This window comes from Alteribacter lacisalsi (genome assembly GCF_003226345.1).
GTDB lineage: Bacteria > Bacillota > Bacilli > Bacillales > Salisediminibacteriaceae > Alteribacter > Alteribacter lacisalsi.
Window position 1 is genome coordinate 1903635 of sequence record NZ_PDOF01000001.1, and the last position, 20260, is coordinate 1923894.

Here is a 20260-nt window from a genome sequence, read left to right on the forward strand (position 1 = left end):
AACACTCTTAGTCTTTGGCAACACCCGTCTTCTCATGCTGGTGAGTCCCTTCCATAAATGCCTGTTTAAGCTTATCGCAAAGCGTTGTATTCCTGACCAGGTCGTCATCCCTGCCTACAGCGTACTCCAATGCACGCCAGTCACCGCAGAGAAGCAGAAAGTCCTTTGCCCGCGTAACCCCGGTATAGATCAGGTTCTTTCTGAGCATCCGTGCGTAATTGCGGATTACCGGCATCACTACGATCGGAAACTCACTTCCCTGGGATTTGTGGATCGAACAGCAGTAAGCGTGCGTTATCTGATTCAGATCACTCTTTGAATACGAAACCTCAATTCCGTCAAAGGAAATCACAATCATCGTTTCATTCTGCTCTGTTTCCTTAGGCAGAAAGATCGCCACAATTTCACCCCGGTCCCCGTTGTACACATGTTCCTCCGGGTTATTCACGAGCTGAAGTACCATATCTCCATGGCGGTAAGCAACATCACCAAAGGCCACTTCACGCTTCTGCTCTTTCGAAGGATTGAACAGTTCCTGAAGCATCTGGTTGAGTGCCGTCACGCCGGCATCTCCTCTGTACATCGGGGCAAGCACCTGAATATCACGGGCGGTGTATCCACGCTCTACCGCCTTTTGACAGATCTGCCGGACCGCATCAGGCACCTGGAGCGGCCCGCAAGGGAAAAACCGCAAGTCGCTGCCGGCAGACTCCTCTGCCGACAGTTTCCGGCCCTCTTTTATATCGTGGGAAAACGTAATAATACTCGAGCCTTCCGCCTGCCTGAAAATGGCAGTCAGCTGGACAGCTGGTACAATCCCTGCTTCAAGGATGTCACTGAGGATCTGACCAGGCCCAACAGATGGGAGCTGGTCTTCATCACCCACAAACAGCACCTGCATGTCATCTGGTACCGCCTTTAACAGCTGATTGCAAAGCCATGTGTCCACCATGGACATTTCATCGAGAATGATCAGACTGCCTTCGAGCTGATGGTGTTCCCCGTATTCAAAATCATCCTGCGATCCTTTAAAGCCGAGCAGCCTGTGGATAGTGGATGCCGGCAGGCCTGTTGACTCGCTCATCCGTTTGGCGGCACGCCCGGTCGGAGCAGCAAGAATTACCGGGAACTGGGCGTCTTTTTTATAATCATCCGGATTGACCGACAGGCCCTTGAGCCTGCCGTACACTTCCACAAGTCCGTTTATGACCGTCGTTTTCCCCGTTCCGGGACCGCCGGTCAAAACAGTCACACCAGAAGAAAGAGCGGTCCGGATCGCTTCTTTCTGGGAATCGGCATATTCGATTCCCAGCGACTCTTCCGTCTTTCCGAGCGCTTTTAAAAATTCCGATTCCGGAAATTCCTCAACAGATTTCCCTCTGCTGATGAGTCGGTGAAGGTTGGTGACGATCCCTTTTTCGGCAAAATACAGGGTCTTTAAGTACATTCGGTCTTCTTCGACCATCACTTTCTGCTCTTCTCCCATTTCAATCATACAGGCCGCGATATCGTCCTCACTGACACGCTCGGGACCGGTTAACAGTCTCTGGGATTCAAGAATGACATTCTGCGTCGGTGTATACACGTGTCCGCTATTCATGGACTGCTCCGTCAGAACGTAAAAAACAGCTGCTTTTATCCTGTCCGGGTGGCTGCCGGTGAGGCCCTGGTGCTGACCGATCGCATCCGCTTTGGCAAAACCGATTCCCTCCACATCTTCGATCATCTGGTAGGGATTTTCTTCCATAATACGCATAGCATCAAGCTTGTACGCCTGGTATACCTTCATCGCCAGCTGCAGACCGAAACCGTAATCGTACAGCTTTAACAGAACCTGCTCCACACCCTGTTCCTCAAGAAGTACTTTATAGATGCTGTCCGCTTTGTCCTGCTTCAGCCCGTCCACCCGCTCAAGTACGGCTTTATCAGCAAGAATCGCACTCAGGGCGTTATCCCCTAGCTCATCAACAATCTTTTCGGCCGTTTTAAGACCGATGCCTGGAAAGCGCTCGCTGGACAGGTAATGGACGATGCCCTGTTTAGTCTGGGGAACTTCCTTTCTCACCTGATCCGCCTTAAACTGTCGGCCAAAACGGGGGTGCTCCTTCATTTCGCCGTGAAAAAGGTAAGTCACATCCTGATCCGGTTTGGGCAGAATTCCCACAACGGTCAATTCCCGCTCCGAAAGATCAAGGCTCGTGTCGATCACCTTGATCTTCGCAACGGTATACAGAGATTCTTCATTGTGGTAAATCAGATGAAGAAGCTCTCCTTTTACATGATTCGCCTGATTGGTCTCCTCTGTTCCGGTCATGGCAAAACCGCCCTGTTATATATTGTAGATAATTATTATCTAAGCTTTTTCGTAACGATTGTTGTTTTATTACGCTGCAGGCGGACGCCTTCCGCGGGCATCGCTTCAGCCTCCTCGGGAAAATTCCTGCTTCTTCCTCTTCCTGCATACCCTTCGAAGAGAAGTGCGTCGAAGCAACTCGCAGCTTATTCGTGAAGCATACGCTCATCGCTGGAGTCGCCACCTTCCGCTTCATAATTACTTGTTACGAAAAGCAATAATCTATCCGAAAACATTTTTTACTATTGCTTGAGCTGTTCTTCAATCTGGCGCTTGCCGTTATGACTCAATACGTGATCCGGCTGAATGGCAAGAGCCTTATCAAACATCTCGATCGCTTTTTCCCCCTGCTCCTTATAAGCATAGGCAACACCCAGGTTAAAGAAGCTGTCCGCATGGTGTGGATCAACTTTCAGGACGTCTTCAAACGCCTCCACAGCCTGATCGACCAGTTCGAGCTGTGCGAGGGTGAGGGCGTAGTAGAACAGTGCGTCTACGTCCTCGGGATTCAGTTCTGCCGAACGCTGAAGACTTGGCAGTGCGCGGGACATATCGCCCTTCTGATAGTAACTGAAGCCGAGCATGTAATAGACGTCTGCCTGCTGCAGTCCCTGTGCAAGGGCTGTCTGATAGGCGTCGATTGCTTTATCGAAATCGTCCTGGTTGAAAAAGATATTGCCTTTTCCGTAATGAGCTGCAGCCGTTTCCCCGTCAAGGGCAATCGCTTTGTTGAAAAATCGGAGCGCCTTGTCCTCTTCTTTTACTGCTGCCAGCAGATTACCGAAATTCGTATAGGCTACCGGATCCTGCGGGTTTTCCTCGATGGCTTCATTTAACAGTTTCGCTGCCGCCTCGAGATCACCTTCCTGCATTTCTTTTACTGCCAGTTGATTTTTATCCATTCGTGATGCACTCTCCCTGAAAAATTGTCGATGTGTGCCGCTGCACACTAAAAAGATCCGGCAGGAAAGCATCGGAATGCATTCCTGCCTTTTATTTGCGGCATTTTTATTTTTTTTGACCATTAACGGCTTTTGCTACTGCAAAAGCTTTCCATAAACATTATTATTTCACGACTTCCTCAATCGTACCGCCCCCAAGGCAGACATCCCCATCGTAAAACACGACTGCCTGCCCTGGTGTAATGGCGCGCTGTGGCTCATCAAACATGACCCTTGCGCCTCCTGATTCATCAAGTTCCACTGTAACAGGCTGATCGGCCTGACGGTACCGGAACTTTGCCGTACACGTAAAATGCCTTTCTGCCGGGGGTTCAATCCAGTTAAGCTGAACGGCAGTCAGGCCGTTGGAATACAGCTCCGGATGGTGATACCCCTGTCCGACAAGAAGAACATTGCGGTCAAGGTCTTTTCCCACTACGAACCACGGTTCTCCGGCTCCGCCAATGCCAAGTCCCTGGCGCTGCCCGAGCGTATAATACATGAGCCCGTCGTGGCGGCCTTTCACTTCCCCCTCAGGGGTTTCCATGTTGCCCGGCTGAGCGGGAAGAAATTCGCTCAGAAATTCCTTGAAATTCCGCTCACCGATAAAGCAGATTCCGGTAGAATCCTTTTTTCCGGCAGTAGCAAGACCGGCTTCATTGGCCAGCTCCCTCACGCGCGGCTTTTCAATTTCCCCAAGAGGGAACATCACGTGCTTCAATTGTTCCTGGGTCAGGGCATTTAAAAAATAGGTCTGGTCTTTGTTGCTGTCCACACCCCTGAGCATTTTAACCCCGTTTTCATCCCTCTCTACACGTGCATAGTGGCCTGTTGCCAGATAATCGGCCCCAAGGGACAGGGCATGATCAAGAAAAGCCCGGAATTTTATTTCCTTATTGCACATCACGTCCGGATTCGGTGTCCTGCCGGCTTTATATTCATTCAGAAAATAGGTGAACACTTTATCCCAATACTGTTTTTCAAAGTTCACGGCGTAATACGGAATATCAAGCTGGTTGCATACGCGTATCACATCTTCGTAATCAGTCGTTGCAGTACATACGCCATTTTCATCCGTATCGTCCCAGTTTTTCATAAAAATGCCGATCACGTCGTATCCCTGCTCTTTAAGCATCCAGGCGGCCACAGAGGAATCGACTCCTCCGGACATCCCGACGATTACCCGGGTGTCTTGCGGTGCTTTTGTTTCCATCGTCACGATTTCCACCTCCTGTTATTTCACGAGTCGTGCGACGATCGCAGCGGTCCTCTCTGCTGCTGTTTTCACATCTTCTTCTGACAGGCCTTCTCCGAAGCTGAAACGAACAGCCGAGCGGCTTCGTTCCGGATCGTCCGTAAACATGGCACTCAGCACGTGGGAAGGCTCGATCGAACCGGCTGTGCATGCCGAACCGCTCGAAGCGGCAATCCCGGCGATGTCGAGATTGGTGAGCATTGACTCCACGTTTGCTCCTGGAAAGCTCACATTCAGAATGTGCGGCAGGGAATGTTCCCGGCTGCCGTTCACCTGAAAATCAAGTTCTTTCCGGGTAAAAATATCAATCATGATATTGCAATACCGTTCGTATTGAGCAAACCGTTCTTCACGTTTATCAAGAGCCAGTTCCACAGCCCGCTTCATCCCCGCTGCTGCTGCCACGTTTTCTGTTCCCGCGCGGCGTTTCCGCTCCTGTTCGCCGCCGAAGAGACCAGGGCTTACAGTCAGGCCGTTCTGTATATAAAGAAAACCAATCCCTTTAGGACCGTTAATCTTGTGGGCCGAAACACTGAGCAGCTGAACACCCAGTTTCTTTACATCGATGTCTGCCAGGCCGAACGCCTGGACCGCATCGGAGTGGAAAACTGCCTGATGGTCTTTCAGCAGTTCACCGATTTCTTCTATGGGCTGAACGGTGCCTGCCTCATTATTGCCATACATTACGGAAACAACAGTGGTATCTTCCCGCAGTGCTTCCTCAACCTGAACTGCCGTGATCCTTCCCTGCTCATCCACAGGGAGATAGGTCACGTCAAACCCGAGCGTTTCAAGATGTCTGAACGCATGGAGAATGCCGTGATGCTCCACACTGGTTGTGATCAGATGTCTGCCAAGGTCCTGGTTGGCTGTTGCATAACCGATGACAGCCAGATTGTCCGCTTCCGTTCCCCCGCTCGTAAAAACAATTTCATCAAATCTGGCGTTGATCGCATGGGCGATCGTTTCTCTGGATGCATCAAGCCCCCTTCTTGCCTCCCGTCCGAAATGATGAATACTGGACGGGTTTCCGAAAACATCTTCGTAATAAGGGCGCATCGCTTCTACTACTTCAGGTGCCACAGGAGATGTGGCTGCGTGATCCAGGTAAATCCGTTTCAATTCGTTCACCTCTTTATATAAGAAGGAAAGCCGTGGGAAGGTTCCTTGTGGACAGAACAAAAGTGAGGGCGCCTGTTTCCTGCGGGCCTCACTTACTCGCGGCACATCCGTTCTTTTTCAGTCAAATATAAAACATATAGTATTCCTGATCGCCCTGGTCCTTGTAATTTGCCAGATCGTCCAGTGTAGTACTGTCAAGCACCTCTTTAACCGCATCACGGATCCTGATCCAGAGATCCCTTTTGGCCGGTTCCTCATCATCTACCACTTCCACCGGACTTATCGGCCCTTCCAGTACGCGGATGATATCTCCTGCGGTTATTTCCTTCGGCTCCTTTGCCAGCATGTAGCCTCCGTATGCTCCACGGACACTCTTTACAAGCTGGGCATTCCGAAGCGGCGCAATGAGTTGTTCAAGATAATGCTCGGATAGTTTATGATCTTTTGCAATCGACTTTAATGAAATCGGCCCTTCGCCGTACTTCTTGGCAAGAGCCATCATGATTGTCAGGCCGTATCTGCCTTTAGTGGATATTTTCAACAGTGATCCCTCTTTCCATTCTTCGGTCCATCCAGCCCTGACAAAATGCCAGGCTCTTTCCTGTTACGTGCCCGATGGTCAGACTGAACAGGATCGTTCCAATAAATACCGGTCCCCCAAGGAACCAGCCGGCGCCAAGGACCGTCAGTTCCATCAGACCTCTTACCCGGGAAACAGTCATCCCTGTCCTTTCAGACACGGCGAGCATAAAACTGTCCCTCGGTCCCGCCCCGCAGCGCGGGCATATATAAATACCAATGCCGAATCCCATCATCAGAATTCCGGTAACAAGCATGGCGCTTTGTGGAGCGATCCCCGCAGGCGTACTGATAAGAAGCAGGTGAATATCAACAAACACTCCGACCAGGACCATATTTAAATAGGCGCCGGTCTGAGGCCATTCCTTCGTTAACATCGTAGCCGTAATGAGCATAAAAAATCCCATAATAATCGTCCATGTTCCAATCGTCAGGCCAAACTGCATGTTCAGGCCGATATGAAGAACGTCCCATGGAGACGCGCCAAGATCGGCACGGATAATCAGGGCAATACCAAGACTCATTACCAATAAGCCGAGAACGTAGACCGCCCACCGGAATAGTAGCTGTTCTCTCGGGTAAAATCTCGTCACGGGCAATCTCCTCTGCTGTGTGTTTTCAAACTATTATACCGGCATCCGGTGTGCATCTGCGTGCAATCTGCCATTATTATAGCACATAAATGTTCAGCAAATCTCATTCGTGATATGATCAGAGTGTTCTTCTGCACACACTCAGCCATTAGCATTTTAACGGGGAAACGGACATAATGCAATGGTTTGGTTTCAGCTATGCTGTATAGCCTGACTCAGACAAAAACTCAGCTTAAATAGATAAAAATTGACAAACTATAAAAAGGAGGATACCTTCTGTGGATTTATTTGATTATCCAAAAGACAAACGCCCGAAAGGACCTCTTGCCTCCCGTATGCGGCCGCGTACGATCGATGAAGTTGCCGGGCAGGAAGAGATCATTGGTGAAGGTACTCTTCTTCGCCGGGCAATCGAAGCCGACCGGCTGAGTGCCATGATTTTCCATGGGCCTCCCGGAACCGGGAAAACAACCCTTGCACAGGTCATTGCCAACACGACTTCCGCCCGTTTTGAACAATTGAATGCCGTCAGCGCCGGGATTAAGGATGTCCGTGAAATCGTTGAACGGGCAAAGGACCGTCTGAAATACGAGTCCGTAAAAACGATTCTTTTCATAGATGAGATTCACCGGTTCAACAAAGGGCAGCAGGACGCTCTTCTTCCCTTTGTCGAAGACGGAACTGTCATCCTGATCGGCGCAACAACAGAGAATCCCATGTTTGAGGTGAACCCTGCCCTCATCTCCCGCTCCCGATTATTCCGCCTCTCCTCCCTGGGTGACCGGGAAATTGGAAACGTAATTGACCGGGCGCTAAAAGATAAAGAACGGGGATTCGGCGAGTACGATATCAATCTGATAAAAGAAGCGAGAGATCATCTCGTTCACGTTGCAGACGGAGATGCCCGAACCGTTCTCAATGCCCTTGAACTGGCGGTTCTTACAACCGATCCTGATGAAAAGGGACGAATTGTCATTGATCTGGACGTTGCTGAAGCCTCAATTCAGAAACGAGTTGTCCACTACGACAAACAGGGAGACAACCATTACGACACCGTGTCTGCCTTCATTAAAAGTATCAGAGGCTCCGATCCGGATGCGGCTCTTTACTGGCTCGCAAAAATGATCTATGCCGGTGAAGATGCGAAGTTCATTGCCAGAAGACTTTATGTTCACGCTGCCGAAGATATTGGTCTGGCTGATCCAAACGCTCTGCTCATCGCACAGGCTGCAGCAAATGCCGTTGAATTTGTCGGTCTTCCAGAAGCCCGTATTCCGCTGGCAGAGGCTGCACTTTATCTTGCCACAGCACCTAAAAGCAACGCGGTCATCACCGGTATTGATGCTGCCCTGGCCGCAGTTGAAAAGGAAAAGAAAGGTGACGTCCCTGTGCACTTGCGGGACGCTCACTATAAAGGGGCCTCAAAACTCGGCCACGGGGAAGGGTACAAATACCCTCATCATTACGAGAATCACTACGTTCCCCAGCAGTATATGCCGGATCATCTGATGAAAAAATCGTTCTATTCACCTTCGGATAACGGCTATGAAAAAACGGTGCGCAAGCGGCTGGATTACTTTGAAGACCGGAAGAAAAAAGAGAAGTAGCCGGTATTAATAAGGCGTGGAAAAAGGATTACATTCATAATAAAGCAAAGGTGTCCCGGAAAATCCGGCGGCACCTTTTTTAGGATTTTTTTATTGGCGCCCCTGTTCTTTTAAGGTTCCTAAACTAGTGAAAACCTCTCAGGAACTGGATAAAGCTAGTATTTTTACGAAAGTCTGGTATATTTCCTGATCTTTGTGTCCATGTTAGGAGTAAGTTATCATTCTTAATCGAGAAAGGATCGTGTAAAGATGAAAGTAAGACAAGATGCCTGGTCGCAGGAAGATGATCTTCTGCTGGCCGAAACTGTGCTCAGACATATTCGTGAAGGAAGTACACAACTTAACGCTTTTGACGAGGTTGGAGATGCATTAAACCGGACCTCTGCTGCATGTGGTTTCCGCTGGAATGCGGTTGTCCGCAATAAATACGATGATGCAATCAAACTAGCAAAGAAGCACCGTAAGGAACGCAAGCGCCGTCAGGCTAATGAAGCGAGGCCCGCTTCCGCAAACCGCGTTCAGGCTCCAGTTCCTGCAGCGCCTGCCTATCATGAAGAGCCTGTTTTTGAAGCAGAACCTGTTTACCAGCCTGCTGTTTCCGAATCTGTGACGACCGAAGCTGCGGAAGAAATTGCTGTATCACCTTCTGTAACCTCGCCGTTAACAGCCCGCAGGCGCGAGCTCAACCTTACGGATGTAATCGAATTTCTTGAGCGTCTCGCACAGAACAACTATATGTCAGCCACAGCCAAAGTGGAAAATGATCGTCTGGTAAGGGAAAATGACAGGCTGAACCGCAGAGTTTCCGAACTCGAGGAGAAACTGAAGGAATTAGAACAGGAACATAAAGTAGTAGAAGAAGACTATCAGTCCATTATCCAGATTATGAACCGGGCACGGCGAATGGCGCTTCTCGAAGAGGAAGACAGCGAGGAACGTGCAGCACCTGCATTCAAAATGGACAAAAACGGTAATCTGGAGAAAATAGCAAAATAAATACAATCACGCTGCCTGTATTACGGCGGCGTGTTTTTATATGTTTTTATGCAGTCAAAGCCCAGTTATGAAAAACAACCGCCCGGCTGCAGTATTTCCGGCAGGTAACCGAGTTCAGCTCAGCCGCTTGCTGATTAGGAACGTATAATGTCATCAGCATCCTGCGTTAGGTCACGTAACCACTATCTTCTCCCGCAGAAAGCAAAGTCAGCAGCAGAACAGTGGAATCATGATTCGCTGTAAACATAAAAATCCCGCCTCCAAGTTGGAGACGGGCGATAAGGTTAGGTAAGTATTAAGGATCCCGGTAGTGCCGTTGCTTAATCCTCTTGCGTTGAACCTGCGCTGGCAGGTGGGTGCTCTGTCTTTCCCATCAAACTTCCTCCGGATGCTGTTGAGGCCTGTTCTCAGGACAAGAACGGTAGAGCTCCCTATGTTGATGTGTTGGCTCAAGCAATAGAGTCTTCACGAGCAATCTAGGATCCTTATGATTAAACCTTTAAAATAAGAGATTTAATCTTTGTCTTAGTATATGTGTACCCCTTTTTCTTATGAATAAACGTAATATTTAATTTTTTTATAAGTTTTTCTCTCTTTTCTTTTGTGACTCGGCTCCAAATCCACGGCCGGTGGCTGCTGAAGCAATGTGGGAAGCAAAATAAAACCCCGGGCAGAATCCCCGGGGTGATTATAGGCTGTTATTCGCCTTCTTCTGTTTTCTTTTTAGGAAGAACGTTCAGGTTCAATTCTTCCAATTGTGCACTGCTTACTTCTGAAGGTGCCTTTGTAAGCAGGCAGCTGGCGCTTGCTGTTTTCGGGAATGCAATGGTATCCCGCAGATTGCTTCGGCCGGCGAGAATCATGACAAGCCGGTCAAGACCGAGCGCAATTCCACCGTGCGGCGGTGTGCCGTACTCGAACGCATCGAGCAGGAATCCGAACTGGCTCTTTGCTTCTTCATCAGAGAAGCCGAGGGCCGAAAACATTTTTTCCTGCAGTTTACGCTCGTATATACGCTGAGATCCGCCTCCGAGTTCATATCCGTTCAGAACAAGGTCATATGCTTCTGCACGAACATTCTGCGGTTCGCTTTCAAGCTTTTCCTCGTCCTCAGCAACCGGGCGTGTAAATGGATGGTGCTCTGCTACGTAACGGTCTTCCTCTTCATCGTAGCCGAGAAGCGGGAATTCTGTTACCCACAGGAAGTTATATTTTGAATGGTCAATCAGATCGTGCTCACGGGCGAATTTCTGGCGAAGAGCACCAAGACTGTCCCAGGCTACACGAATTTTGTCTGCTACGAAGAAAAGAACATCTCCGGCTTCGGCTTCAAATGCTTCGATTACCGATGCTTTCTCCTCATCGCTGAAGAATTTGGCGATCGGACCTTTCAGTTCCTCGCCTTCTTCCACTTTCAGCCATGCCAGCCCTTTCGCACCGTAAACTTCCACAAAGGATCCGAGGCCATCCAGATCTTTACGGGAGTACTGGTCAGCAGCACCTTTGAGGCTGATCCCTTTGACGACACCGCCTTTTTCAACTGTTGAAGCAAACACCTTGAACCCGCTGTTTTTCACAATTCCGGACACATCTGTAAGCTCCATGCCGTAGCGAGTGTCCGGCTTATCGGATCCGTACCGGTTCATGGCTTCGTCATAAGTCAGGCGCGCAAACGGTTTTTCCACTTTGGCCCCTTTTACTTTTTCAACGAGCTTTGTCATCATATCTTCCATCATGGTAAGAAGGTCTTCTTTTTCCATGAAGCTCGCTTCGATATCCACCTGAGTGAACTCCGGCTGGCGGTCAGCACGGAGATCTTCGTCACGGAAGCAGCGTGCTACCTGATAGTACCGCTCAAATCCTGAAACCATTAATAGCTGTTTGAACAGTTGCGGGGACTGAGGAAGAGCATAAAATTGACCGTGGTGTACACGGGACGGGACGAGGTAATCTCTTGCCCCTTCCGGCGTACTTTTCGTCAGCATCGGTGTTTCAATCTCCATAAACGTCTCTTCATCGAGGTAGTCCCGGATGAACTTCGTTGTTTTATGACGGAGATCCATGGTTTCCTGCATCTTAGGACGGCGCAGGTCAAGGTAACGGTACTTCAGGCGCACGTCCTCTGAAACGTCCACAGTGTCCTCAATTACAAACGGCAGACCTTTGGCAGCATTCAGTATTTTAACATCGTCTACCATGACCTCTACTTTTCCGGTTTCGATCTTGTCGTTCACGTTCTGGGCGTCCCGCTCAAGAACTTCTCCTTCAACTTCGATCACGTATTCGTTTCTTACCTTCTCGCCAGCCTGAAATGTTTCCGGTTCTTTCTCGCCGTTGAACACGATTTGGACGAAACCGGAGCGATCACGAAGATCAACGAAGATCACCTGTCCGAGATCCCGGCGTTTTTTCACCCACCCCTTCAGACGGACGCGCTGTCCAATCAGTCCTTCCAATACTTCACCGCATTTATGTGTACGTGCTGTCATGGTTTATGCTCCTCTCTCTGCTTTCAGCTTTTCAATTGCCTGTTCGACCGGAATGTTCTCCTGCCCGCCTGTTTCAAGGTTCTTTAATACCACAGTTCCGTTCTCCAGTTCATCGTCACCGAGGACGAGAGTAAAGGTGGCGTTCTGACGGTCAGCTGCCTTGAACTGGGCTTTCATTTTCTTGTTCATGTAATCACCGTCAACGGTGATGCCTTCTCCGCGCAGCCTGTGAAGAAGAGCCGGTGCGTGTGACTTTGCCACCTCACCCATTGTGATCAGGTAAGCATCAAGGCTCTCTTCAACCGGAAGAGCAATACCCTGCGTTTCGAGAGCCATAAGCAGACGCTCGAGGCTTAACGCAAAACCAATTCCCGGTGTTTCCGGCCCGCCGAGGTCTTCAACAAGACCGTTGTAGCGGCCGCCGCCCATGAGTGTGGTGATGGCACCAAAGCCCTCTCCCTCAAGCATTATTTCAAAGGCTGTACTGTTATAGTAATCCAGTCCTCTAACGAGTCCGGAATCGATTGTAAAAGGAATCTTCATCGCTTCAAGATATTGCTGGACGTTTGAAAAATAAGCTGCCGATTCCTCGCTCAGGTAATCAAGAATGGAAGGTGCCGATGCCATCAGTTCGTGGTCACGGTCCTTTTTACAGTCAAGGATTCTGAGCGGATTGCTTTCAAGACGCTGCTGGCAGTCGGTGCAGAATTCAGTGATTCTTGGCTTGAAGTGGTTCACAAGAGCCGTTCGGTGAGCGTCACGGCTGTCCTTGTCACCAAGGCTGTTTATGACCAGTTTCAATCCCTTAAGGCCGAGTTCCTGATAAAAGTTCATGGCAAGCGCAATAACTTCGGCGTCGATTGCCGGGTCGTCACTCCCCATCGCCTCCACCCCGAACTGAACAAACTGCCGCATCCGGCCGGACTGAGGGCGTTCATAGCGGAACATCGGCCCTATGTAGTAGAGTTTCACCGGCTGGTCTGCCCATCCGTGCATTTTATTTTCCGCGTAGGAGCGGGCTACAGAAGCAGTTCCTTCAGGGCGAAGAGTCAGGCTTCTTCCGCCCCGGTCCTCAAAGGTATACATTTCTTTCTGTACAATATCGGTCGTGTCGCCTACACCGCGGGCAAAAAGCTCGGTCTGTTCAAACATCGGTGTACGGATTTCCTTATAGTTGTATCTGCGGCAAAGGTCGTGTGCTTTTGCCTCTACGATCCGCCAAAGTGCTGACGTTTCCGGCAGAATGTCCTGTGTTCCGCGGGGAATTTTAAATTTCATTCCATTTCCTCCTTTTGAGGTGCCTGGCACCTGTCTGTTTTTCTCGTTCAGTAATCACATGCAGAGGCAGGTCCTTCTGAAAACACAAAAAACTCCCGCCCCTGTAAACATGTACAGGGACGAGAGTTATCTCCCGTGGTACCACCCTAGTTGATCGTGCGTGCTCAAAAAAGCATGCGCAGAATCCGCTCAATTAATAACGCCATTTAATAGCGGTTCTTTCTAATGGGTTCGCCGCCTTCTGCGGGGCAGTGCGATCCGTTCAAAAAAACACCTACAGAGTGTTCATTCATCGAGGGCTTTGGAGGGTGCTTGCAGCCTGCGGCACCTTCTCTCTGGACAAAGGGAGTCCCGACTACTGTGCTCTGTCATCGGTTTTTACGTATTTCATTAATTAGGATGAATCTATCATACGAATAGACAGAGGCGATGTCAAGAACATGTTTGAAACTAATTCCGCCCCATCTTTTTCTTCAGCGTTTTTACATCGTGGAGAGACAGACCGAATTCACTGGCAAGTTCAAAATTTGTCCGTGTATCCTCCTGTACGGAAAAACGGTGTAGATCCACGTTCATGAACTGTCCTGACTGCCTCGTTTTATCATTCTGGGAATGTCCGCTTCGCATATCGCTCGCCCTTTCTCTGTCAACCTTTCTCATAGGTTACCCAGATACGGGGCGTTTTAGACGGGCGGAGACACGATCGTTACAGGAACATAACACATTGTCTTTGCTTCCCGCGTTCCTCCTATTGCTGAAAAAACTATTTTGTGTTATTCCTTACTGTCCACAATCAGGGTGACCGGCCCGTCATTGGTAAACTCCACATCCATCATAGCGCCGAAACGGCCGGTTTCCACCTGGAGACCGTTATCCCGAAGCCGTTCGTTAAATTTCTCATACAGTCTGTTTGCTTCGTCAGGTTTAGCAGCGTTCATAAAATTCGGCCGTCTCCCCTTCCGGCAATCTCCGTAAAGTGTAAACTGGGAGACTGAAAGAACCTGGCCTTCTTCATCGAGTACGCTGTGGTTCATTTTACCGTTGTCATCTTCAAAAATGCGGAGATGGGTCACCTTGTCTGCGCAGAAACGTACGTCTTCTTCCGAGTCGTCGTGGGTTACGCCTACTAAGACCATGAGACCCCGGTCAATATGACCGGAAATTTCGCCATCTGCAATAACCCGGCCAGCTTTCGATCTCTGTACAACAACTTTCATAACCAGCTCACCCTTTCTGAACAAAACCGGCCGGACTCTGAAAAAAAAGAGCCCAGCCGAAGTTATAAATCAGCATTTTAAATAAGCTCTCTTCGCAAAGATTGTTGTTATATTACGCTGCAGGCGGACGCTTTCCGCGGGCATCACTTCAGCCTCCTCGGGATAAACACCCTGCGGGGTCTTCAACTGATGCTATTCTCGCAGGAGTCATCGCCTTCCGCTTCATATTAAACTATCCGAATAGAGTTGTTAAATAACAGCCTTCTTTAATGCATAATCCGGCGGACTGCATAGATGTCCGGGATCTGTTTGATCCGCTCGACTACTTTATGCAGATGGGAAATATTCTGAATCGAGATGGTCATATCAATCGTCGCCATCTTATTTTTATCAGATTTGCCGGAAACGGCGTTAATATTCGTTTTTGTTTCCGCCACCGCCTGAAGCACTTCGTTCAGAAGTCCTCTCCGGTCAAACCCTGAAATTTCGATGTCCACGTTATAGTTTTTCGACTTTTGCAGATCCCCTTCCCATTCAACTGGAAGAAGCCGGGTCTGCGCTTCGTTATTGTCTACGTTTGGACAGTCGCTCCGGTGAATACTCACACCGCGCCCTTTAGTAATATAGCCGACAATATCATCACCAGGGACCGGGTTGCAGCAGCGGCTCAGCCGGATGAGGAGGTTGTCAATACCCTTCACCCTTACACCAACACTGCCTTTCTTCGGTGTACCGTAGGACTTCAGATCCTCGACAGCTTCTGTGATCGTCTGCTGATCCAAATCATCTTCCTGCTGTTTTCGGATGTTATCTGTCAGACGGGTTACAATCTGGGCAGCCGTGATGCCGTTATAGCCCACTGCTGCATACATATCTTCCTCGGACGTGAAATTAAACTTGTTGGCCACCCGGTTTAAGTTCTCATCTGTAAGAACTTCTTTTTGATCATAGCCTTTACGCTCGATTTCCCGTTCCACCATGTCGCGGCCTTTGTCCACATTCTCTTCACGCCGTTCTTTTTTAAACCACTGACGGATTTTATTCTTCGCATGTGAACTTTGTGTGAGCTTGAGCCAGTCCTGACTCGGTCCGTAAGAATGCTTGGACGTAAGAATATCTACAATATCTCCGGTTTTCAGCTCGTGATCGAGCGGCACCATTTTACCATTCACTTTTGCCCCGATGCAGCGGTTTCCCACTTCCGTATGAATACGGTACGCAAAATCAAGGGGAACCGACCCCTTAGGCAGCTCAATGACATCGCCTTTTGGGGTGAACACGAACACCATATCGGAAAACAGATCAATTTTAAGAGACTCCATAAATTCCTGGGCATCATTCGTGTCGTTCTGCCATTCAATGATTTCCCGGAACCAGGAAAGCTTTGTTTCCAGGCTCTCACTGTCGTCGACGGTTTTCTGTTCTTTATAAGCCCAGTGGGCAGCAACTCCGTATTCCGCAACCTTATGCATGTCCTCAGAACGGATCTGTACTTCGAGTGGATCGCCTTTAGGCCCAATCACGGTCGTATGGAGAGACTGGTACATATTGGCTTTTGGCATAGCAATATAATCTTTAAACCGGCCCGGCATCGGCTTCCAGTGCGTATGAATAATGCCAAGAACGGCGTAGCAGTCTTTAATGTTTTTCACTACGATTCTTACAGCAAGCAGGTCATAAATTTCGTTAAACTGTTTGTTCTGAAGCGCCATTTTCCGATAAATGCTGTAAATATGCTTCGCACGGCCGTGAATTTCGGCTTCCACGTTGACGCTTCCCAGTCGTTCGAGAATCTTTGATTTCACTTCATCCACATAAGACTCCCGCTCGGCCCGTTTCTTTTTCATCAGGTTGACGATTCGGTAGTACTGCTGCGGATTCAGGTAACGAAGCGCTGTGTCTTCAAGTTCCCATTTAATTGCGGAAATCCCGAGACGGTGGGCAAGCGGCGCAAAAATCTCCAGTGTTTCATTTGCAATTCTCCGCTGCTTTTCAGGAGGAAGGTGCTTCAAAGTCCGCATGTTGTGAAGGCGGTCTGCCAGTTTAATCAGAATGACACGGATATCTTTGGCCATCGCCACAAACATTTTACGGTGATTTTCGGCCTGCTGTTCTTCCTTGGATTTGTATTTAATTTTTCCCAGCTTCGTGACTCCATCGACAAGCATGGCGACTTCTTCATCGAATTCGGCGGCGATTTCTTCGAGCGGTACGTCCGTATCTTCCACTACATCATGAAGAAAAGCCGCTGCGATCGTTTTCGGATCCATCCCGAGTTCGGCAAGAATGCCCGCTACCTGCACTGGGTGTGCAATGTAAGGTTCTCCGGATTTACGGAACTGATTGGAGTGGGCTCGCTCGGCCAGTTCATACGCCCTGCGCAGATAATCGACGTCCTGCTCTCCCAGGTATTCACTTGCTTTCTGAAGAACTTGTTCACTTGTCATGAAATCACCTTAGATCCAAAGATTTCGGTTCATTGAGACTCTGTCAGATGAGCTGGCAGAACACCTGTCAGCCTTGCACCTGACACAGCCTCAGGAAACGAGAATTTTGTCGAATACACATTGAAAGAAAACCCGGCGAAAGCCGAGCCCCTAAGTTATGCACACGATTGCCTCTGTTCTTATCTATGCTGGAATTTGAGCAAATGATAAGTTGACATTATCTTAACATAACCTTTAAAGAAGTGTCATTTTATTTTTGTAAAGTTCACCATGGCCCAGCCCCTTAGGATATGAGGAGCCCTCTCTTCACCGGCTCGGGGTGCATACGGATAAATGAAAGGAGTGCTTCCTGAGCACTCCTTCCTGCTGCATTTTCCTAGTATGTAACTAGTGAGAATACATCATAATTTTTAAGCTTATCACGGCCGTCCAGGTACGTAAGCTCAATCATAAACACGATTCCTGCTACTACGCCGCCCAGTTCTTCAACCATTTTAATGGTTGCTTCAATCGTCCCGCCTGTGGCAAGAAGATCGTCTGTAATCAGCACTTTCTGGCCTGGTTTGATTGCGTCCTTATGAATATTCAGGCTGTCTTTTCCGTACTCAAGCCCGTAGTCCACTTCGAGCACTTCCCGCGGAAGCTTGCCTGCTTTACGCACCGGTACAAACCCGATTCCGAGAGAGTAGGCAATCGGACAGCCGACAACAAATCCCCGTGCTTCCGGCCCCACTACGACATCAATGTCTTTTTCCTTGGCAAAGTCGGCCATTTCATCGACAGCTTTTTTGTACGCTTCTCCGTTTTCCATCAGCGTAGTAATATCCTTAAACCGGATTCCCTCTTTCGGGAAATCGGAAACAACCGTAATATAATCTTTAAAATCCATGTCAATATCCTCCTGTAATCATCTCGCTAATAAAGTATGCTGTTAACTTCCGCTCATTGCGCTCCCTTTCCGCGGGCGGTTCGGGAGCCTACTCGGCGCAGCACGCCTCCGGGGTCTTAGGATAACGGTTTCGGTGCGGCTGCAGCCTTTATATTCCGGCACTTGCCTGTTTGGCCTCCGCTTTTTCAAACAAGGGGGTAAACCATTGTTTAAGAGCACGGTAGGACGAGTAGACGAGCTGGTTTTCCAATTCACTCTGCTTTACTTTGTTCTGGTATAAAGCAGACTCGTGAAGCGCTTTTTTTGACGGTTTGTCCTGAAGCGTCACAAACCCATTGTTTATTGTAACAAAATCCAATTCAAAAAACACCTCGCTCATGAAATCGACGGTATCTTTTGTCCACCCTTTATACTTTGCCAGGTCCTTTGCCTGTTTCTCAAGATTAAAGGTTTTTCTTTTTGTCAGAAAAGCATAGAACCATTTGAAGTGATCGCGGTTGGGAAGGGTCTGAAAATACGTATCATCCTTCTGTGTAAATACCGCATAGACCCTGCTCGGTACAGAGCCGTCAAACAGGCCGGAAATAGCAGACTCTGATGGCGGCACGTCTCCAAGAATAACACATGCACCGTCCAGCCCTGCGTATTCTCCTGATGCCTCGACGATCTCAGTTCCTGCTTCTGCCAGAGCAGGAGGCGTTTCTGTTTCCGGCCGGAATTTCACAAAAACGAGTCTTTCTTCTTCATTTTGTTCAATAATCGAGTGCCATTTTACGTATTTTCCTCTGTAATCAAACAGCTGCCAATCTTCCACCTTGAGATCATCTATGATGAGCTGCGGCTTCACATGGCCGTTCCATTCGTTAATGGACACATCACCAATGACGGCGACTCGATCGAGAGGGGTAAGCTGATCATACATGTCTCCAATTCGAAAGCCGATCCCGTCCAGTTTCGCTCCGTCCTGCTCAAACGTGAGCTTCAGATGATCTTTATTTGAGCCGATCTTTTTGTACTGGCCGATCCCGGTCTCCGGTATCAGAACTTTCGGTGACGGGTGCCCCACTCCGAACGGAGCGAGCCGTTTCAGGTCCGTAATCGCTTCTACCGTAATTTCACCCACTGCAGCGGTGAGGTCAATCTTCTTTGAGGGAATCAGCTGATCAGATGTCAGCACCTCGTCTGCCTGCTGGCCAAGCTTTGCACGCAGCAGATCAATGTCCTCAATCTTCATCGTAAGACCCGCCGCCATCGGATGACCTCCGAAGTGGGGCAGCCATTGCCGGCACTTTGACAGATTTCTGAACATGTCAAAGCCTTCAATACTTCGTGCAGATCCTTTAGCCAGACCCGTTTCCGAATCGAGACTCAGGACGATCGTCGGACGGTAGTATTTCTCCACTAGTCTGGAAGCAACGATCCCAATGACGCCAGCGTTCCAGCCTTCCTGGCCGACAATAATGACAGAATCTGCTCCGTCGCGCTCAACCTGGGCTGCCGCTTCTTTGGTCATATCATTTACGATCTTCTGCCGTTCCTTGTTTAAGCCGTCCACCTGCTGGGCAATTTCCTCCCCTTCAGCCGGATCCTGCGTTATGAGGAGCGCTACTGCCGGATCTGCCGAATCCAGCCGGCCGGCAGCATTCAGACGCGGTCCGAGTGCAAAGCCTACATGTTCCTCGGTCACTTCCTCAGTATCAACACCGGACAGATTCATGAGTGAACGGAGTCCCGGACGGTTCGTTCCTGCAATAGCTGTTAGCCCCCGCTGCACCAGATAGCGGTTTTCTTCTTTAAGAGGTACAAGGTCAGCAACAGTACCGAGTGTAAAAAGATCAAGAAATTCTTCGGGGAACCTACCGAGAAGGGCCTGAGCTGTTTTAAAAGCCACTCCAACACCGGCAAGATCCTTAAATGGATACGGGCAATCTACCTGTTTATGATTAATTACCGCATAGGCATCCGGAATTTCAGGCGGTGGCTCATGGTGGTCAGTTATAACCAGGTCGATGCCCAGTTCTTTTGCCACTTCGGCTTCGTGAACAGCCGATATCCCTGTATCGACGGTGACAATCAAGCTTACTCCTTCTTCTTTTGCCTGCCGGAATGCCTTTTCGTTCGGACCGTATCCTTCTGTAAACCGGTTAGGTACATAAAAGCCCGAGTCTGCACCGAGCTTTTGAAGGGTCTGAAACATCACACTCGTACTCGTAACTCCGTCCGCATCGTAATCGCCGAACACGAGAATGCGCTCTCCTTCGGCAATTGCATGTTTAATCCGGTCCGTCCCTTGTTTCATTCCCTTAAAAAGGAAAGGGTCATGAAGAATGGATTCGTCCATATATATAAAGTCTTTTACTTGTTCTGGATCTGTAAATCCCCGCTGGACAAGCAGTCTTGCCGCAAGAACCGATAAGCCTGTTTCCGAGGCGATCGATGCTGCCAGCTGTTCATCTGCAGTTTCAATTTTCCATCTCGTTTTTGATTTCAGCAT

Annotated in this window: 15 protein-coding genes, 1 other RNA gene and 1 other annotated feature; of the genes, 2 read left to right on the forward strand and 14 right to left on the reverse strand. The window is 49.1% G+C overall.

Annotated elements, in window-relative coordinates:
• Positions 1–7: 7 nt before the first annotated feature.
• From recD2 to CR205_RS09535, 6 genes are all read right to left on the reverse strand, one after another.
• Positions 8–2314, reverse strand: coding sequence for an SF1B family DNA helicase RecD2 (recD2, locus tag CR205_RS09510; RefSeq protein ID WP_110518955.1), 2307 nt, complete (start codon positions 2312–2314; stop codon positions 8–10).
• A gap of 281 nt (positions 2315–2595) precedes the next feature.
• The gene (locus tag CR205_RS09515) at positions 2596–3255 is read right to left on the reverse strand and encodes a tetratricopeptide repeat protein (protein WP_110518958.1); all 660 of its coding nucleotides are present in this window, start codon (positions 3253–3255) and stop codon (positions 2596–2598) included.
• Between the two features lie 163 nt (positions 3256–3418).
• Positions 3419–4507 (reverse strand): tRNA 2-thiouridine(34) synthase MnmA, encoded by a 1089-nt coding sequence (gene mnmA / locus CR205_RS09520; RefSeq protein ID WP_110519803.1) that lies wholly within the window; start codon positions 4505–4507, stop codon positions 3419–3421.
• Positions 4508–4528: 21 nt separating this feature from the next.
• Positions 4529–5671: a cysteine desulfurase family protein gene (locus CR205_RS09525; protein WP_110518960.1), complete on the reverse strand. Its 1143-nt coding sequence runs from the start codon at positions 5669–5671 to the stop codon at positions 4529–4531.
• 121 nt (positions 5672–5792) lie between these two features.
• Entirely contained in the window at positions 5793–6212 is a 420-nt protein-coding gene (gene cymR / locus CR205_RS09530) for a cysteine metabolism transcriptional regulator CymR (protein ID WP_110518962.1), read from the reverse strand.
• Positions 6196–6843 carry a YczE/YyaS/YitT family protein gene (locus CR205_RS09535; RefSeq protein WP_110518964.1) on the reverse strand — a complete coding sequence of 216 codons (648 nt, stop codon included), beginning with the start codon at positions 6841–6843 and terminating at the stop codon, positions 6196–6198. Before CR205_RS09535 ends, cymR begins: the two co-directional genes overlap by 17 nt.
• A 278-nt stretch (positions 6844–7121) precedes the next feature.
• Here CR205_RS09535 and CR205_RS09540 point away from each other — a divergent pair, with 278 nt between their 5' ends.
• Positions 7122–8450 (forward strand): AAA family ATPase, encoded by a 1329-nt coding sequence (locus CR205_RS09540; protein ID WP_110518966.1) that lies wholly within the window; start codon positions 7122–7124, stop codon positions 8448–8450.
• A 249-nt stretch (positions 8451–8699) separates the two neighbouring features.
• The gene (locus tag CR205_RS09545; protein ID WP_110518968.1) at positions 8700–9446 is read left to right on the forward strand and encodes an RsfA family transcriptional regulator; all 747 of its coding nucleotides are present in this window, start codon (positions 8700–8702) and stop codon (positions 9444–9446) included.
• Positions 9447–9743: 297 nt separating this feature from the next.
• Here the strand turns inward: CR205_RS09545 and ssrS are convergent.
• From ssrS to recJ, 8 genes are all read right to left on the reverse strand, one after another.
• Positions 9744–9932, reverse strand: a non-coding RNA gene (gene ssrS, locus CR205_RS09550) — 6S RNA.
• A gap of 212 nt (positions 9933–10144) precedes the next feature.
• Entirely contained in the window at positions 10145–11935 is a 1791-nt protein-coding gene (aspS, locus tag CR205_RS09555; protein WP_110518970.1) for an aspartate--tRNA ligase, read from the reverse strand.
• 3 nt (positions 11936–11938) lie between these two features.
• On the reverse strand, positions 11939–13213 hold the full coding sequence (gene hisS / locus CR205_RS09560) for a histidine--tRNA ligase (protein ID WP_110518972.1): 1275 nt from the start codon (positions 13211–13213) through the stop codon (positions 11939–11941).
• Between the two features lie 112 nt (positions 13214–13325).
• Positions 13326–13594 (reverse strand) — a binding site (T-box leader).
• Between the two features lie 69 nt (positions 13595–13663).
• On the reverse strand, positions 13664–13840 hold the full coding sequence (locus CR205_RS20425; RefSeq protein WP_201745357.1) for a hypothetical protein: 177 nt from the start codon (positions 13838–13840) through the stop codon (positions 13664–13666).
• A gap of 146 nt (positions 13841–13986) precedes the next feature.
• The gene (dtd, locus tag CR205_RS09565; RefSeq protein WP_110518975.1) at positions 13987–14430 is read right to left on the reverse strand and encodes a D-aminoacyl-tRNA deacylase; all 444 of its coding nucleotides are present in this window, start codon (positions 14428–14430) and stop codon (positions 13987–13989) included.
• A gap of 266 nt (positions 14431–14696) precedes the next feature.
• Positions 14697–16877 carry a RelA/SpoT family protein gene (locus CR205_RS09570; RefSeq protein ID WP_110518977.1) on the reverse strand — a complete coding sequence of 727 codons (2181 nt, stop codon included), beginning with the start codon at positions 16875–16877 and terminating at the stop codon, positions 14697–14699.
• A gap of 376 nt (positions 16878–17253) precedes the next feature.
• A complete protein-coding gene (locus tag CR205_RS09575; RefSeq protein WP_110518979.1) occupies positions 17254–17766 on the reverse strand; it encodes an adenine phosphoribosyltransferase in 513 nt (170 codons plus the stop codon).
• Between the two features lie 148 nt (positions 17767–17914).
• Entirely contained in the window at positions 17915–20260 is a 2346-nt protein-coding gene (recJ, locus tag CR205_RS09580) for a single-stranded-DNA-specific exonuclease RecJ (protein ID WP_110518981.1), read from the reverse strand.